Genomic DNA, 14,941 nt, shown 5'->3' with positions numbered 1-14,941 from the left:
ACTTTCCTTTCAGTTAGTACCTTACAATAATGTGGGTACTTGTTTATTATCAGGTTTATAGTTACAATAAATCACAGATAGCTAAATGTCAATCATTCTTCATCAATCAGGAGGCATACAATGGGTAAAAAGATTATCATTTTAAATGGCAGTCCAAGGCCAAACGGCAATACAGCCGCACTAATCGAAGCATTTAAAAAGGGAGCTGAAAAAAGCGGGCATACGGTACAGCGCATCGACCTGCAAAAGATGAATATTCATCCTTGCCTGGGGTGCTGCGGAGGTGGAAAGAACCCTGACAGTCCCTGTGTTCAAAAGGACGATATGGATATGATCTATCCTGTATACAAAGAAGCCGACGTCGTTGTTTTCGCCTCTCCCCTCTACTATTGGACCATCAGCGGCCAATTAAAATGCGCTATAGACCGGTTATTTGCAGTGGCCGAATGCATTGCAGATTATGCCAATCCTCAAAAGGAAAGCGTCTTGTTAATGGCTGCAGAAGGCCATGATTTTGAAGAATCCGTCTATTGGTATGAACGCCTTATGGGACATCTGGGCTGGAAGAATCTGGGCAAAGTTCTGTGCGGAGGTGTGATGAATATAGGTGATATCGATGGAAATCCCAAACTTTTAGAAGCGGAAGAATTGGGACGCTGCATCTAATTAAAAAAGGGAGCGGCGGATGAAAATGCAGAATCTTCACAGATTTACATACTCATGCGTCACTCCCTGACAAATACTTCCCTATTCAGTTATCCACAGGACGGACAATTCCTATTTTTTAAGCATCTGGCTGAATTCTATCCGTTCATGGTTCGGTCCCAGAATCGTGAAGAACCGGACTCCCGCTTCCCAAAATGGCAGAAAGCGGATCTCAGGATCAAGCATCTCATATCCCAAAGTTTTCACCCAGGAAAATGCCTCTTCAATGTCCAGCACATCCAGCGCTATATGATCCACAGCCCCGTCTTTTCCGACAGCCTGGTGATTCTCATAAGCCTCTACCACCAGATTTTTGCATCTTAAAAATACAACCTTTTCCCCTGCTTCTTCATTGATCGTCTCAAAAGCGGTTTCAAATCCCAGCGCATGATAAAATTCCAATGTTTTTTCCATATCATTGGTTGGTATCCCTATATGCTGAACTCCTGTAATATTCTCTGACTTCATAGCCGATCCCCCTTTATTCCTGAACGTTAATGATAACCTTCATGGTGCTTTCCCTGTTTTCATCTATGTACTGATATGCCTTCAGGTAATCCTGGAACGCAAAATGCTGGGAGATAAGCGGTTCCAAAACCACTTTTTTCTCATTAACCAGGCGGATGGCATCCAGATAATCCTCATTGCGGTACATCATACTGGTGTTTAAATCAAGCTCATGGTCATTGAGCACTGCCAGATCAATCTGTCCTAAATCAGCGAACACAGCTACCAGGATGATAGTGCTTCCTTTTCGTGCGTATTTCACCGCCTGGCCCATGGTAATATTGTTTCCTGCACAGTCGTAGATAACATCCGCCTTATCCGGCCCGAAATTCTGAAGCATCGCCTCTCCAAAATCTTTATTTCTGGTGTTCACACAGAAATCCACGCCGCATTCTTTTGCTTTTTCCAGACGCAGATCGCTGACATCTGTGATCATAACGCTCTCCGCTCCCAGTCCCTTGGCGGTCTGGGCTACCAGGATGCCGATAGGCCCTGCTCCTAAAACCGCGATTTTCGCTCCCTTTACGTCCCCGGCTCTCTTCACAGCATGAACCGCAACTGCCAAAGGTTCAATCATCGCGCCCTCATCAAAGCTCATCTCTTCCGGAAGAGGCGTCACCTTAGCCGCATCCACCGCAAAGTAGTGAGATGCCATTCCGGTTGTCTGAAATCCCATCACCTTCAGCTCTTCACACAGATTATATTTGCCGTGACGGCAGGGATAGCATTCTCCGCAGACAACCTGAGGCTGGATGGTAACCTTCTGGCCCTCTGCTAAACCCGTCACCTCGCCGCCTGTCTTCACCACTTCCCCCGACACTTCATGTCCCTGGGTTACAGGATAGCTGGTAAATGGGTGCTCACCATGATAGACATGGATATCGGAACCGCATACGCCAATTTTAATAATTTTAACTAACACTTCATTCGGTTTGATTTCCGGTACCGGGATTTCATGGAATTCGATTTTGCCCGGAGCCGTCATTACTTGCTGTAACATGGCACATTCTCCTTTTCTTGTTCGCACATTTCTATTGGTTTGAATCTTTCATAAAATGTTTTATTAAAGTATTTATATTATTGCACTTTCCCATGCCGTTTGTCAATAACCTTATTCAATTTTTATATTCTTTTTATAGGATTCGCCGTGCTGCACAGCCTTGGTAATCTCCGCCGAAAAACGGCTGTGACCACATAATTTATAGAAATGCCATTGAATCTATGGTAAAATGGGGCATTATCAGAAGAAAAGAAACGGGCTGAAAGAAAGCGTTGTTTCATCAACGCCTTAGAAGGAGCAGAACATGGATTATATCAAAAGCAATAAAGAAGCTTGGGAAGAAGCATTCGACCATAGACAGGAAGGATGGGGAGAAGAAAACCATATCCGTCTGAAGAATGAAAATCTCCCCTTTTTCTGTGCCGATGCGGCGGCCAAACTCAGGGAAATCGATTTTAACGGTAAAAGAATTGCCCAGTTTTGCTGCAATAACGGACGGGAATTATTATCCCTCATGCAGCTGGGCGCAAAAGACGGCGTCGGTTTCGATATCGCCGAAAACATCATTAAGCAGGCGGAAGACACGGCAAAAAAAGCCGGCATTCAAAACTGCCGTTTTCTCTCCTGTAATATTTTGGACATCGACGAAACATATAACGGTCAATTTGATTTCATCCTGTTTACAATCGGCGCGATTACATGGTTTAAAGATTTGAAACCGCTCTTTCAAAAAGCGGCGGACTGTCTGAAACCGGGCGGAATTTTATTCATCCATGATTTTCATCCGATGATGAATATGCTGCCGATGCCCGGAGAACCGGAATTTGATGAAAACCAGTTGGACCGGATCGCCTATTCGTATTTCAGAAAGGAACCCTGGATTGAAAATGAGGGAATGGGATATATGTCCGTATCATATCCTTCCAAAACATTTACCAGCTTTTCCCATACCATGTCCGGCATAATTAATTCGGTCTGCGATTCACAGATGAGAATCGTCAGTTTGGATGAATTTGACTATGATATCGGCTTATCCGAAGTGTATGATGGTAAAGGATTTCCCCTGTCTTACCTTCTTGTGGCGGAAAAGCAGCAAACGTTCTGACCCGTTAAAGCATAATCGATCCCGGTCTTTCGAACCGGAATCGATTATGCAAAACCTATTAAGGCCCCTTTATGAAAGCCTCCTGTGAAAACTCAGATCCATCCTCTTCCCTATATGATCACGTCAAAATACTCCTCCAAAAATGTCATCGCAATCCCCACCGCAGAAGCCTCTTTTTCATAAATACAATTTCTCAGATAAAGCGCATCGTTGTCAAACTTATTATACTCCAGCACCTTAGCGCCCAATTTTGACATATGATTTTTCAGATAACCGCCCACATAACCGCCTAAGACAATATCGCAGTCAAACGCCATTCTGATATTTGTGACCACAATTGCCAGATCATCCAGATACTTGTCCCATACTTTCACGGCTTCCGGCTCATTCTGATCCACAGCATAGAAAAATTCCGCCAGATCCGCATCCTCTCCGATATAGGAAGTCAGCACTCTTGCGGAGCAATAGGCGTCCGCACAGCCGCATTTTCCGCAGTAACAGGCCTTTCCTCCGGGATTGATGATCATATGCCCAAATTCCGCGCTTCTGAAATGATCTCCCACATAAATATCATTGTTCAGATAGATGGACCCCCCAACCGTATTGCTGAGGGAGAGAAAAACAGCATTCTGATCCATACCCTGAAGTTCTGCAATGGCCGCGCTGTTGGCGTCATTTTCAAAATGAACCGGATAGGGAATCAGCCTGCTGATGGATACTAGATTAATATCACGAACCTGTAAAATGTGAGAGCGCAGGAGCTTTTGATTTTCTTTATCGATAATTCCCGGCAAAGAAATCCCAACGCCCAAAACCTTCTGCCTGTCCACCCGGTTTTCATCCAGAAAACAGTCCAGCCCTTTAACCACCTCTTCATAATATCCCGGCAGATTTGCATATCTTTGCCGGCTCCGTTTCAGGCAGACCGTGTCTCCTTTTAAATTGATCACCACATAGCTGACATGATTGGCCGTAATATCAATGCCCGCCGCATATTTGATATCGCTGACCACGGATAATGCTTTTGCTTTTCTACCGCCTGTGGATTCGTATTCTCCTACTTCCTCCACAATCCCGTCTTCCATCAGTTCTTTCACATTTTGAAGCACCGTGGGCATGCTGATTCTCAGCTCCGACGCCAGTTCCGGCCTGGATATCTGCTTTCTGTGAAGAATATGGCGGGCGATTCTTATCTTATTCTGGAGTTTCTTTTCACCTGGTTTTTCATTCATTTTCATTGTTGGAAGCTGCTCACTTTCATAAAGTCTTTCATAAAAGTAATCATACATTTTTTATGCAGCTATTGCAACCCTGATTATAATTTTTCCGCTTTGGCTAATTTTACAATCCGGCTGGTTCCTAAACGGTCCGCGCCCAATTCCATGAATTTTTCAGCGTCTTCAAAAGAGCTGATTCCGCCTGCCGCCTTGATCTTCACTCCATTTCCCACATGTTCTGCAAATAATCTGATATCCTCAAAAGTGGCTCCTGCCGTTGAAAACCCTGTGGAAGTTTTGATAAAATCCGCTCCTGCATCCGTAACGGCCCTGCACATGCATATCTTCTCTTCATCCGTCAGAAGACAGGTCTCTATAATCACTTTCAGCACTTTATCACCGCATGCTGCTTTTACTGCTTTTATCTCTTCTGCCGCCAGATCATACCGGCCCGATTTGACGTGGCCTATGTTTATCACCATATCGATCTCATCCGCGCCGTTTTTTATGGCGTCTTCGGTTTCAAATACTTTTACGGCCGTCGTATTGTATCCGTTTGGGAATCCGATTACCGTACAGATTTCCATCTGATCCTTCACATATTCCTTGGCCTGTTTTACAAAGGAGGGAGGGATACAGACGGAAGCCGTCCGGTAAGTTATTGCATCGTCGCATATCTGTTTAATCTCGTCCCACACAGCCGTTTGGGCCAGCAATGTGTGATCCACCGCATGAAAAATTTTCTCTTTATCCATTTTTTCTCCATTCCTGATTTTATTTCTGTCTCATCTGCGGCCTGCAGACCGGGCCGCAGCGGCCGCAGTCATTTTCAATTAAACCATTCTTCAGGAGACCGGTTAAAGTAATGGGCCTCAAATTCCGTCACCTTATATTCCTGTATTCCAAATACCTTAAACGGCTCGTTTTGCAGATATGTCTCTATCTTTTCAATGGAATCCGACTTCATGATGAAGATTCCTCCGCTCATATCTTCTTTTAACCCGGACAACAGAACCATGCCGTCATCCATAGCTTTTTGCGTGTATGCCATATGGGTTTTCATAATGTCATCGCTCATCTTATCCGCATCCAATATGGTTCCTTCAACCATAAAATATTTCATTCGTTTTACCTCTTCCTCTATATTTTTAGTAACGGAATCCGTTCCTGCCGTTCGCCTTTATTCAGATTCCAACAGCCATTTCACGATTCCCCGCTGCGCCTTTTCGTCATAGAAAAACACATCATATTCATTTCCCTTTTCACTCAAGCGCTTCTCCACGATGATCCCGAACGCCTCTCCTGTCTCAGTCAGTTTCCTCCGTCTCAGTCCGTTGATAAACCGTTCTTCAAAATATCCCTCATCCATCAGCTTTTGTTCCACTGATTTAATGGTCAGGCGCTTCATGACCTCCTCGTCGCGCATATCATTGATTTGTCCCACAAAATCGCTGATAGACACCCGGTCTGAATAATGAAGCTGCTCTGCAAGCTCCTCTGTCATCACAAAATCCGTCTTTGTGGCTTTGCTCTTTTTCTTTTTAACAGCGGCGGCTTCAACCGTCGGTTCGGCCTGTTTAACCGGTTCCGTACTGCCATTCTCCCATGCAGCCATAGCGTCGTCTATGGACCAATCGTCAAATTCTCCGCTGTCACTGACAAAATACAGATCATCTTCCCCTATATCATATCCCATAGCGTTTGCCTGCATACCGCCGTCGGCAGATCCGTATGCATGTTCCTCCGCTCTCACCTGAGGCGGTGCAGCTTCTTCTATGCATTTCAGGAACCGCTCTCCGTATTTTTCAAATTTGAATTCACCAACGCCGGAAACCGACAGCATATCCGCTTTCGTCCTCGGCTTCACCATGCTCATATGTACCAGGGTTTTATCAGAAAAGACGATATACGGCGGCACCTTTTCCTCTTTTGCGATCTCGCTGCGGAGCGCTCTCAGCTTGTCAAATACCTCTTCATCCGCCGCAGATAAGTCGACTCCAGCCATTTTGCTCTTCTTTGGCTTCTTCTCACTCTTCTCTTTCGCCACATGTTCCTGCTCTTTTGCCATCTTCATGACAACCGGCTCGCCCTCTTCCAAAATGCGCCCGGAATTGGCGGTCAGCTTGACAATGGCATATTCGTCATTGGTCACCGTCAGAAAATCCTGCAGCATCAGGTAATTAATCACCTGCCTCAACTTAAATACAGGAACTTTAGCCAGCGCTCCGTAATAGGGATTGCCGTCCATCCGGTACTGCCGTATCTTAGCCGTATTCGCCCCATGAACCGTATCCACGATCACATTGACCCCATACCTCTGATGGCTGGAAAATGCACAGCCAATCAATGCCTTCGCAATATCCGTCACATCAACAGTTTCAAACTGGCTCAGACAGTTCACACAGTTTCCGCAGTAATTGGAACCGTATTCACCAAAATAGCGCAATATATAATCCCGCAGGCATTCATTCGTAAAGCAGTAGAATGTCATCTTGCGCAGCCTGTCCCTATCCCGCTCCGCCACAATCTGCCGTGTTACCGGATCAAGCTCCTGATTATCCGTATTATTATCGATAAAGAACTGATTCGTTACCACATCCTGTCCGCTGTAAAACAGTATGCATTCTCCCGGCTCCTGATCCCTCGCACATCGCCCGATCTCCTGATAAAATGCCTCAATGCTCTTAGGCATATTATAATGGATAACAAACCTAACGTTGGATTTATCAATTCCCATGCCGAATGCGTTGGTAGCGACCATGACCTGATACCGGTCATAGATAAAATCGTCCTGATTCTGCCGCCTCTCCTTATCGCTCAGCCCCGCATGGTATCTCGTCACAGAAATTCCGTCTTCTCTCAGCCTGTCGCTGACTTCCTCCACAAGCTTTCTCGTCAAACAGTACACGATTCCGCACTGATCCGGATGCGTTTCCACAAAATTCTTCAAAGCCGCATACTTATCTTTCGGCGCCTGAACCCCCAGAAACAGGTTCGGCCTGTCGTAACCAGTGGTCACAACCGTAGGCTCCCGCAGCATGAGAATATCAATGATATCCTCCCGCACCTCTTTTGTAGCCGTTGCCGTAAATGCGCTGACAACCGGCCTCTTTGGCAGCTTCTTAATAAATTCCACGATCTTTAAATAGCTTGAACGGAAATCCTGCCCCCACTGTGAAACGCAGTGGGCCTCATCCACAGCCACCATGGAAATCTTCGTATGCAGTGCAAAATCCAGAAATGCATCCGTTTCCAACCGCTCCGGAGCCACATAGATGATCGGATATCTCCCCTCCCTTGCATACTCCAGCGCTTTATAATACTGCCCCGCCGTCAGGGAACTGTTTAAAAATGCGGCGTGAATGCCAACCTGATTCAGAGTTGCCACCTGGTCCTTCATCAATGAAATGAGCGGAGAGATCACCAGCGTGACTCCATCCATCATCAATGCCGGAATCTGAAAACACAGGGACTTTCCCGATCCGGTGGGCATAATTCCCATAACATCATTTCCGTCCAAAATACTGTTAATAAGCAGCTCCTGGCCGTCACGGAACTCATCATAGCCAAAATACTGTTTTAAGATCTCATATTGGGTCATAATTTTCCTTTGTTATCTCCATCAATAATATTTTATTTCACAAGTTGTTTTTGGCAATTCATCCTCCACATGTAGAGGTGGAGAAAACCTCGCTTATTTTGTTAAACAGACCATAAGCACTTCAGCTCAATATTTACATCAAGGGTGAAGGCATTTTCGAAAATGCCTTCACCCTTGATGTAAAACTCTTCTCCGAATCTCCTACAACCTGACCGCAATTCCCCTGTCCCTCAAATATCGTTTCAATTCCACGATCTCCAATTCCTTATAATGGAACAGAGAAGCCGCCAAAGCCGCATCCGCCTTCCCAACAGTAAGCGTATCATAAAAATGTTCCATAGTTCCCGCACCGCCCGACGCGATCACAGGCACGGAAACCGTTTCCGCAATCAGCGCCGTCAGCTCGTTATCGTATCCTGCCTTTGTCCCGTCACAGTCCATGCTGGTGAGAAGAATCTCTCCGGCTCCCAAACGGTCCGCTTTCGCAGCCCATTCCACGGCGTCCAATCCCGTATCGATTCTTCCGCCGTTTTTATATACATTCCAGCCGGAACCGTCTTCCCGTCTTCTGGCGTCAATGGCCACCACCACGCACTGACTTCCGAATTTATCAGCTGCTTCACTGATTAATTCAGGCGTATTAATGGCAGAGGAATTGATGGATATCTTATCCGCACCTTCCCTGAGAAGCATTCTGAAATCATCCACCGTGCGGATTCCTCCGCCCACGGTAAATGGAATGAATACCTTTTCCGCAACCCTGCGGACCATATCGACCACCGTCGCCCTGGCGTCCGAAGACGCCGTAATATCTAAAAAGACAAGCTCGTCCGCGCCGGCTTTATCATATGCCGCAGCGATTTCCACCGGATCTCCGGCATCCCGCAGGTTCACAAAATTGACGCCTTTTACTACGCGGCCATTATGTACATCCAGACAAGGAATAATTCTTTTTGTAAACATATCAGTCTCCTATCCGCACCTGCGTGCTTTTATAATTGAATGAAATTCTGTAAGATTTTCAAGCCCACGTCGCTGCTCTTTTCCGGATGGAACTGGCAGGCAAACAGACTGCCTGATTCCACCGACGCATGGATATGAGCGCTGTACTGTGTGGACGCTGCCACAATCCCCTCATCCTCCGCCTTCAAATAGTAAGAATGTACAAAATAAACATAGGCGCCGTCTTCAATTCCTTTATAAAGCTTGGCTCCCGGCCGGATTTCCAGCGAATTCCACCCCATATGAGGGATTTTAAGCCCGGGACAGTCCGGTATCCTTAAAATTTCCCCTTTTAACAGACCAAGCCCTTCCACCCCCGGCGCTTCATCGCTTCGTTCAAACATCAGCTGAAGTCCCAGACAAATGCCTAAAAATGGTATCTGCTTCTCCGCCACCTGACGGATCACATCCACAAGGCCATACTGATGCAGCTTTCCCATCGCATCACCAAAAGACCCAACCCCCGGCAGAATCACCTTATCCGCCGATAATATAAGCTCCGGGTCTCTGGTTATCACCGGCTGTTCTCCCAAAGCGGCCAGCGCCTTTTCCACACTCTTCAAATTTCCTGCGTCATAATCAATAATCGCTATCATGCGTTGCTCCTTGTCTTCTGGCTTTTTTCAACATTTTATCACAGGCATTTTCATTCTACAATGAAACTACTGCAATTTATTGATAAATTCCACCGAGTTCTCCGCGATTCCTTCCGCCCGGCCCTTTAATTCTTCCGTAATCTGGGAAAATTTTTCATTGATCCGGTACATATAGGATTTCTGGTTGAAAAATGCGGTCTTTTCAAATGGCCATCTCACCACGGTCGGCGTCTGGAAGCCAACTCCCAGTTCCAGAATCACCAGCTTTTTATTCAATGTCCCGGTCAGCCATTTGGTATAGACAGACCACTGCGGAAGGTAACCTTCCTCAATATACTGGTCCGCCTTAATGGTGTTGCCCGTCAGCGGCGCTTTGCAGTGAGGACATAGGCCGTCCGGTACCTCTCCCATCTCCCAAATGTCTTTTGTGCAGGATTTGGAACACTGCCTCCACGTCTCATTGCCGCAGGGAGCCACAATCTTTGCCGGATCGAGACCGCTTTCTAATATCTTACCATCCGTAACCGTGGTCACTATAAAATAATCCCTGCCCTGTAAAAGCTCCTTCATTTTTTCATAAGAAACGCCTCTCCATTCCCCGCCAAGGCCCACCAGCACCTTTTCACTGTCCTCAAGTCTCTCTCTGATCCCGTTCATCCGTCACACTCCTCTTATCTCTCACCTAAAATATTTCCGGCAAAATGCTCTTCGGCATACAAAAACGAGCCGTTCTCTCAGGATCTACCACCTGGCATATCTGAACGTCGCCAGCAGCGCTTAAAAGCATTCCTGCCTTATTATAATCAAGCCCCAGCTTTTTCTGCACAATTTCATGCATATCCTCAACCGCCTTTTTTACCGCCTCTTCCAAATTCTGTTCCGACGCGATGGTATAAAATGCGTGCTCATCTTCCAAAGCCGGATTATTCAGGGTTTTTCCCTTAATCACATCGATCCTTACAGTTACCGAAGCCGAAATCTCAACGCCCGATACCATAATTTCACCATCGCCCATACACGCATGAACATCTCCCATGGCAAACAAAGCTCCCTCCTGAAAAACAGGAAGGTACAGCACGGAACCTTCTGAAATTCTTGTATTGTCCATATTTCCGCCGTGCGCCCCAGGCGTTCCGCACGGTATTTTTTCACCTGCCGGAGCCACCCCAATCACGCCGATCATAGGCCTTTTTGGCAGTTTAATATTTTCTCCAAATTCCACATATCCGTCTTTGACCGGCATCCGGCGCACTTCCGGATGAGGAACTTTACCGCCCAGCACCCCTTCCATAGGAAGCGCTGCCATAATTCCAAGCTCCCCGGTCTCTATCTTTATAATCTCCACTTTTAAAATGTCTCCCGGCTTCGCATTCTCCACCCAGACAGGCCCGGTGGCCGGATTGATCCTGTCCCAATCCAAAGCGCCGATCTCCGTTCCTTCTTCCGTCATCTGGCCTCCGAAGCAGTCAACCGTTTCAAATGTAACCGTTTCTCCGGGTGTAACCCGGTCCACAGGCTTTTCCTCTTTATCCATAAAATAGACATAATTTCCCGATATTATTTTGCTCATATGACCTCCATTTTTAACCCTGACTTCTGGTTTTGTGATACAATTAACTATAATCAAACCAGCAAGATATTTCAACCCTAAAAGGAGATATGATCATGATAATCAGCGCCAGCCGCCGCACCGATATCCCGGCCTGCCACAGTGAATGGTTTTTCAACCGTCTGAAAGAAGGATTTGTGCTGACCCGCAATCCAATGAATTATCACCAGGTCAGCCGGATTCCTCTGTCCCCGGACGTTGTGGACGGAATCGTTTTCTGGAGCAAAAATCCCGCTCCCATGATTCCCAAATTAGATCTTCTGAACGGCCGCGCATATTATTTCCAGTTCACTCTGACCCCTTACGGCCCGGAGATCGAAAAAAATCTGCCGTCCAAATCAGAAGCACTGATTCCCACATTTCAAAAGCTGTCGGAACGCATCGGCCCCGACCGGGTGATTTGGAGATACGACCCAATTCTTTTAAACGACGCCTGGACAGCCGACCGCCATATCCAGCAATTCGGCCAGTTTGCCCATCGTCTGAGCAATTATACAAAACAAGTGGTGATCAGTTTCATCGACCTATATCAAAATGTCATGCGCCACAGCCGGGAACTGTCCTTAAAATCATTAAATGAAGAAGATATGAAAACCATTGCCTCCGCATTTTCCCAAATAGCGGCCGAATACCACCTGACCCTCACCACCTGCTCCGAAACCATCGATCTGAGCGAATTCGGCATATACCATGGAAGCTGCATCGATAAAATGCTTCTGGAGCGCATTTTAGACTGCTCCCTCTCCCTGGAAAAAGATAAAAACCAGCGATCTCAATGCGGCTGTGCTTCCAGCATCGATATCGGCTCTTACAACACCTGCTTCAACGGATGCGCCTACTGCTACGCCAACTACAGCCCGTCTCTTCTGAGCAGAAATAAAGAAGAATGCGATCCCATTTCACCGCTCCTTTGCAGTACCTTAACAGAAGAAGATCTGGTAAAACCAAGAGCAGTTTCCACCGCCAAAGATTTTCAGCTGAAACTGCCCATTTTTCGCCCATAAATCAAATACCCTCAGGTATTTACTTTAAACGTCAAGGCATTTCGCAAAATGACCTCACCCTTTACATTAAATCGTCAAGGCATTTCGCAAAATGACCTCACCCTTTACATTAAATCGTGAAGGCATTTCACCAAAAGCCTTCACCCTTTACATAAATTTTTTTACTCAGCTAGCCAAACAACAGCCGGAAAGAAGGGGAAACCTGGGCGGGCGGCGGAACTGATAAGAGATAGGGGATCGTTTGCAGACCCTTAGAGGTACTTGGTCGGCAGAAACGGAAAAAGGCAGACAAATACTGAATTCCGAATCAGTATTTGAGGCGCCCTTGAGCGATGAAGTCATAAAGAGTTCATCGCGAATGGCGCCGCGCTGCCTTTTTCCGTTTCTGACGGCCTTAGTACCTCTTAGGGTCGAAACTCGAATCCCCTATCTCTTATCAGTTCCGCCGCCCGCCCAGGTTTCCCCTTCTTTCCGGCGTTTCTTAGTCAGTTAAATAAAACATTTACATTAAAGATTTATAAAGTGCAATAATGTCCTCCAGGCTTGCATCTTTTGGATTTCCAGGTGCACATGCATCAGCCACTGCTGATTCAGCCAGGAACTGAATATCCTCTTCCTTCACGATCGCTTTTAAGTCAGCCGGAATACCAACATCCTGAGACAGTTTTTTCACCGCTTCAACAGCTGCTTTTCTGTATTCTTCCTGAGTCATGCTGTCAACGCCTTCAACTCCCATAGCTTTTGCGATGTCTTTGTATTTTTCTCCTGTTTCTTCCGCATTGAATTCCATAACGGTTGGAAGCAGGATTGCATTTGCAACACCGTGAGGAGTATCATAAACTGCGCCTAATGCGTGAGCCATGGAGTGAACGATTCCCAGTCCGCAGTTGGAGAATCCCATACCTGTCAGATACTGTCCGAGAGCCATGTCAGTGCGGCCTTCCGGTGTATTGTTCACTGCTCCTCTTAAAGAGCGGGCGATCACTTCGATTGCCTTTAAGTTGAACATATCTGTCATTTCCCATGCGCCTTTTGTTGTGTATCCTTCGATTGCATGAGTTAATGCATCCATTCCTGTAGATGCGGTCAGGCCCTTTGGCATGGAAGACATCATCTCAGGGTCAACAACAGCCACTACCGGGATATCATGAGTGTCAACGCATACGAATTTACGTTTTTTCTCAACATCTGTGATTACATAGTTGATGGTAACTTCTGCAGCCGTACCTGCGGTTGTAGGAACTGCGATAATCGGAACGCATGGGTTCTTTGTAGGAGCAACTCCCTCTAAGCTTCTGACATCTTCAAATTCTGGGTTTGTGATGATCGTTCCAATTGCTTTTGCTGTATCCATGGAAGAACCGCCGCCGATTGCTATGATATAGTCAGCGCCGGATGCTTTAAATGCAGCCACACCGGTCTGTACATTTTCAATTGTTGGGTTTGGTTTGATGTTTGAATAAATTTCATACTGAAGTCCGGCTTTTTCCAGAACATCGGTTACTTTTGAAGTTACATTGAATTTGATTAAATCCGGATCAGAGCATACAAATGCTTTCTTAAATCCTCTTTTGTTCACTTCTGCTGCGATCTCCTGAATCGCGCCTGCGCCGTGGTAAGATGTTTCATTCAATACAATTCTGTTTGCCATGATTTCATTTCTCCTTTTTTATGTACGTGTTTATTGCTTTCTCTTTGTTATATTGTAACTATTCAGAGGGGGCATCTTCTTGCATGGCCTACGGCCATACAAGAAGCATCGGAGATTCCTCCGATGGAAATATTGATATAAAAATCCGCTTACAAGCAAGCTTGACACTGATTTTTATATCAATATTTCCGCCCTCTGAACAGTTACGTTATGTTATTATTTTAACAACAATGCACAAAAAAAGAAAGTGACATTTAAATGGATTTGTCAAATATGTTACAAATCGCCTCAAATGTCACAATGTATACAACAAAATTTCCCTAATACAAAAATCATATTTTAAGACAGCAGATTCAGCTTTGTCAGCACCTCTCCCAATTTGGGCGGAACCGCCTCCACCAAAGCCTTTGACATCTCTTCGGGCGTTTTTTTCATCCCGCCCAGCACCCATTTCACGGTCATGTATACAGATCCACGGCAGTACATTTCCAGCAGAAATTGCATATCCTCGCTGAGAGGCATCTTGGTCTTTCTGGTGATCAGATCCGTATAAAACTGCAGGATCAGCTCAAAATCATGTTCCTTCAGAGAATTATAATCATCCGAGCGGAATGCTCCCGTAAAAAACACCTTTTCATTCTGTATAAATTCAAACTTCTGGGTCAAACTTTCTCCAATCGTCTTCTCCACGCCAATCTGTTCAAAGGATTCCAGCACCAATTTGTCAAAATACCAATTGATCAGATCATATTTATCCTTAAAATTCCGGTAAAATGTCTGGCGCGTCATCTCGCAGCCGTCCACAATATTCTTTACCGTAATCTTGTCCACCGGTATGGTCTTCATACATTCCTTCATCGAATCAGCCAGCCGGTACTTGGTTCTGTCTGTCTTCTTTAATGTTTCAAGCATAAACTTCTCCCATATTTTCTTCTATAGTTGTG

Annotated in this window: 15 protein-coding genes; 3 read left to right on the top strand and 12 right to left on the bottom strand. The window is 45.8% G+C overall.

Annotated features, from left to right (window positions below; all coding sequences use genetic code 11):
• Positions 1-120: 120 nt before the first annotated feature.
• Positions 121-666: a flavodoxin family protein gene (locus C0033_RS10635; protein ID WP_103227850.1), complete on the top strand. Its 546-nt coding sequence runs from the start codon at positions 121-123 to the stop codon at positions 664-666.
• Positions 667-777: 111 nt separating this feature from the next.
• Here the strand turns inward: C0033_RS10635 and C0033_RS10630 are convergent, their stop codons facing one another.
• Positions 778-1,173, bottom strand: coding sequence for a VOC family protein (locus C0033_RS10630; RefSeq protein WP_103227849.1), 396 nt, complete (start codon positions 1,171-1,173; stop codon positions 778-780).
• Between the two features lie 13 nt (positions 1,174-1,186).
• Entirely contained in the window at positions 1,187-2,212 is a 1,026-nt protein-coding gene (locus C0033_RS10625) for an alcohol dehydrogenase catalytic domain-containing protein (RefSeq protein WP_103227848.1), read from the bottom strand.
• Positions 2,213-2,516: 304 nt separating this feature from the next.
• Here C0033_RS10625 and C0033_RS10620 point away from each other — a divergent pair, with 304 nt between their 5' ends.
• Entirely contained in the window at positions 2,517-3,317 is an 801-nt protein-coding gene (locus tag C0033_RS10620) for a class I SAM-dependent methyltransferase (protein ID WP_103227847.1), read from the top strand.
• A 110-nt stretch (positions 3,318-3,427) separates the two neighbouring features.
• Here the strand turns inward: C0033_RS10620 and C0033_RS10615 are convergent, their stop codons facing one another.
• The 8 genes from C0033_RS10615 to C0033_RS10580 form a co-directional block, all read right to left on the bottom strand.
• A complete protein-coding gene (locus C0033_RS10615) occupies positions 3,428-4,549 on the bottom strand; it encodes an ROK family transcriptional regulator (RefSeq protein ID WP_347501089.1) in 1,122 nt (373 codons plus the stop codon).
• An 83-nt stretch (positions 4,550-4,632) separates the two neighbouring features.
• On the bottom strand, positions 4,633-5,289 hold the full coding sequence (gene deoC, locus C0033_RS10610; RefSeq protein WP_103227846.1) for a deoxyribose-phosphate aldolase: 657 nt from the start codon (positions 5,287-5,289) through the stop codon (positions 4,633-4,635).
• Between the two features lie 74 nt (positions 5,290-5,363).
• Positions 5,364-5,657 carry a YciI family protein gene (locus C0033_RS10605; protein ID WP_103227845.1) on the bottom strand — a complete coding sequence of 98 codons (294 nt, stop codon included), beginning with the start codon at positions 5,655-5,657 and terminating at the stop codon, positions 5,364-5,366.
• Between the two features lie 57 nt (positions 5,658-5,714).
• Positions 5,715-8,135, bottom strand: a complete 2,421-nt coding sequence (gene recQ / locus C0033_RS10600) for a DNA helicase RecQ (RefSeq protein WP_103227844.1) — start codon at positions 8,133-8,135, stop codon at positions 5,715-5,717.
• Between the two features lie 201 nt (positions 8,136-8,336).
• The gene (gene hisF, locus C0033_RS10595; RefSeq protein ID WP_103227843.1) at positions 8,337-9,098 is read right to left on the bottom strand and encodes an imidazole glycerol phosphate synthase subunit HisF; all 762 of its coding nucleotides are present in this window, start codon (positions 9,096-9,098) and stop codon (positions 8,337-8,339) included.
• Positions 9,099-9,127: 29 nt separating this feature from the next.
• Entirely contained in the window at positions 9,128-9,733 is a 606-nt protein-coding gene (hisH, locus tag C0033_RS10590) for an imidazole glycerol phosphate synthase subunit HisH (protein WP_103227842.1), read from the bottom strand.
• Positions 9,734-9,799: 66 nt separating this feature from the next.
• On the bottom strand, positions 9,800-10,390 hold the full coding sequence (locus tag C0033_RS10585) for a hypothetical protein (RefSeq protein WP_103227841.1): 591 nt from the start codon (positions 10,388-10,390) through the stop codon (positions 9,800-9,802).
• A gap of 25 nt (positions 10,391-10,415) precedes the next feature.
• Positions 10,416-11,303, bottom strand: coding sequence for an acetamidase/formamidase family protein (locus tag C0033_RS10580; protein ID WP_103227840.1), 888 nt, complete (start codon positions 11,301-11,303; stop codon positions 10,416-10,418).
• Between the two features lie 95 nt (positions 11,304-11,398).
• On the opposite strand from C0033_RS10580, the gene C0033_RS10575 reads away from it, so the two are divergent.
• Entirely contained in the window at positions 11,399-12,346 is a 948-nt protein-coding gene (locus tag C0033_RS10575) for a DUF1848 domain-containing protein (RefSeq protein WP_103227839.1), read from the top strand.
• Between the two features lie 502 nt (positions 12,347-12,848).
• Here the strand turns inward: C0033_RS10575 and fucO are convergent.
• On the bottom strand, positions 12,849-13,997 hold the full coding sequence (gene fucO / locus C0033_RS10570) for a lactaldehyde reductase (protein WP_103227838.1): 1,149 nt from the start codon (positions 13,995-13,997) through the stop codon (positions 12,849-12,851).
• Positions 13,998-14,336: 339 nt separating this feature from the next.
• Positions 14,337-14,909, bottom strand: a complete 573-nt coding sequence (locus C0033_RS10565) for a TetR/AcrR family transcriptional regulator C-terminal domain-containing protein (protein ID WP_103227837.1) — start codon at positions 14,907-14,909, stop codon at positions 14,337-14,339.
• Positions 14,910-14,941: the final 32 nt, after the last annotated feature.

It is taken from the genome of Clostridium sp. chh4-2, from assembly GCF_002899675.1.
Classification (GTDB): domain Bacteria; phylum Bacillota; class Clostridia; order Lachnospirales; family Lachnospiraceae; genus CHH4-2.
The sequence above is the reverse complement of the archived record's forward strand: the minus strand, read 5'-3'. Positions and strand labels throughout refer to the sequence as shown.

What these genes read in the sequence shown, in the direction of transcription:
- C0033_RS10635 (WP_103227850.1), top strand. Translation starts at nt 121, where the DNA reads ATGGGTAAAAAGATTATCATTTTAAATGGCAGTCCAAGGCCAAACGGC.
- recQ (WP_103227844.1), bottom strand. Translation starts at nt 8,135, where the DNA reads ATGACCCAATATGAGATCTTAAAACAGTATTTTGGCTATGATGAGTTC.
- C0033_RS10565 (WP_103227837.1), bottom strand. Translation starts at nt 14,909, where the DNA reads ATGCTTGAAACATTAAAGAAGACAGACAGAACCAAGTACCGGCTGGCT.
- deoC (WP_103227846.1), bottom strand. Translation starts at nt 5,289, where the DNA reads ATGGATAAAGAGAAAATTTTTCATGCGGTGGATCACACATTGCTGGCC.
- C0033_RS10630 (WP_103227849.1), bottom strand. Translation starts at nt 1,173, where the DNA reads ATGAAGTCAGAGAATATTACAGGAGTTCAGCATATAGGGATACCAACC.
- C0033_RS10605 (WP_103227845.1), bottom strand. Translation starts at nt 5,657, where the DNA reads ATGAAATATTTTATGGTTGAAGGAACCATATTGGATGCGGATAAGATG.
- C0033_RS10615 (WP_347501089.1), bottom strand. Translation starts at nt 4,549, where the DNA reads ATGAATGAAAAACCAGGTGAAAAGAAACTCCAGAATAAGATAAGAATC.
- C0033_RS10575 (WP_103227839.1), top strand. Translation starts at nt 11,399, where the DNA reads ATGATAATCAGCGCCAGCCGCCGCACCGATATCCCGGCCTGCCACAGT.
- C0033_RS10585 (WP_103227841.1), bottom strand. Translation starts at nt 10,390, where the DNA reads ATGAACGGGATCAGAGAGAGACTTGAGGACAGTGAAAAGGTGCTGGTG.
- C0033_RS10580 (WP_103227840.1), bottom strand. Translation starts at nt 11,303, where the DNA reads ATGAGCAAAATAATATCGGGAAATTATGTCTATTTTATGGATAAAGAG.
- C0033_RS10625 (WP_103227848.1), bottom strand. Translation starts at nt 2,212, where the DNA reads ATGTTACAGCAAGTAATGACGGCTCCGGGCAAAATCGAATTCCATGAA.
- hisF (WP_103227843.1), bottom strand. Translation starts at nt 9,098, where the DNA reads ATGTTTACAAAAAGAATTATTCCTTGTCTGGATGTACATAATGGCCGC.
- fucO (WP_103227838.1), bottom strand. Translation starts at nt 13,997, where the DNA reads ATGGCAAACAGAATTGTATTGAATGAAACATCTTACCACGGCGCAGGC.
- hisH (WP_103227842.1), bottom strand. Translation starts at nt 9,733, where the DNA reads ATGATAGCGATTATTGATTATGACGCAGGAAATTTGAAGAGTGTGGAA.
- C0033_RS10620 (WP_103227847.1), top strand. Translation starts at nt 2,517, where the DNA reads ATGGATTATATCAAAAGCAATAAAGAAGCTTGGGAAGAAGCATTCGAC.